General features: G+C 37.5%; 2 protein-coding genes. One reads left to right on the forward strand and one right to left on the reverse strand.

Annotated features, from left to right (window positions below; all coding sequences use genetic code 11):
* Positions 1-116 precede the first annotated feature (116 nt).
* The gene (locus tag V7024_RS16700; protein WP_335521946.1) at positions 117-845 is read right to left on the reverse strand and encodes a glycerophosphodiester phosphodiesterase; all 729 of its coding nucleotides are present in this window, start codon (positions 843-845) and stop codon (positions 117-119) included.
* A gap of 177 nt (positions 846-1,022) precedes the next feature.
* Here V7024_RS16700 and V7024_RS16705 point away from each other — a divergent pair, with 177 nt between their 5' ends.
* Complete coding sequence (locus tag V7024_RS16705; RefSeq protein ID WP_020061562.1) at positions 1,023-1,169, forward strand: YycC family protein; 147 nt, start codon at positions 1,023-1,025, stop codon at positions 1,167-1,169.
* Positions 1,170-1,178: the final 9 nt, after the last annotated feature.

A 1,178-nucleotide genomic window follows, 5' to 3' on the forward strand; every position in this document is an offset into this window, starting at 1 on the left:
TGAAATTTCCATCAGTGGAGATCCACCACTTCTCTCCTTATCTTCTCTTTCAATCCCAGGGAGGGGACTTACCGCAAATAGCGGGATAAAAAATGAGTCCCTTCATAAGAAAGGACTCATTTTGCACCTTGCAAGATCATTTTCACCCGCTCTGGATAGTCTGTAATAATAGCTGTCACATTCATCTTTAAAAACTTCCTTATCGCTTCCTCATCATTAATCGTATACGGACGCACCGCGACACCATTTTCCATCGTTAATTCTACAATTCCATCCGAAATATACCGGTAGTTTGGATGAATCGCACTCGCTCCCATCTTTTTCGCATAAGCCCACGGGCTATGCAATCCTTCCTTATATAAAATCGCCGTCTCAATGTCAGGAGCCATTATATGACACTTTTTCATACTATAATGATTAAAAGAAGATAGAATCGTTCGCTCCTCCATACTATATTTTCGAATAAGAGTAATTACCTCTTCTTCTAAACCAGGGTACGCTATCTTATTATTCTTAAATTCAATATTAAGAAAAAGGTTGTTTGTTTTCAGCCACTCTAACACTTCTTCCAACAAAGGAATGTGCTGCACACCGACTTTATCATGAAATGTATAACTCGCATCTAACGCACGTAAATCTGCATATAAATAATTTCGAACGGCACCTTTTCCATTCGTCGTTCGATTTACGGTTTCATCATGAATGACAACAATTTTGTTATCTTTTGTGAACTGCACATCCAATTCAATCCCATCAGCCCCAAATTTCTCCGCCGCACGAAAAGAAACCATCGTATTTTCCGGATACGTCCCCGCAGCTCCGCGGTGTCCAAAAATAAGTGTCATCTTCTCACCTCAAATTTCATTTCACTTTAAAAGTTAGTAAAAATCATTGTAGGTTGTAAATCAAACTATGTATTTTTCAACTGGCATTTACATAACCTCATGAGCCACCACTATCGTTGTCTCTACACTGATGCTTATTTTACTTTATGTTATACTATACAAAAAGGAGGTACATTTATGAAACCATTACAACTTTCACCAGAGACAGCTATTAAGTTATCTAAAGCTCTCGGTGTGCCACTTGAACAACTTATGCATATGCCTCAGCATATTTTAATTCAAAAACTCGTTGAATTAGAAAAACAAAATCAAGAGAAAGAATAAAGTGAAACT

It is taken from the genome of Bacillus sp. JJ864 (assembly GCF_036963045.1).
GTDB lineage: Bacteria > Bacillota > Bacilli > Bacillales > Bacillaceae_G > Bacillus_A > Bacillus_A pseudomycoides_C.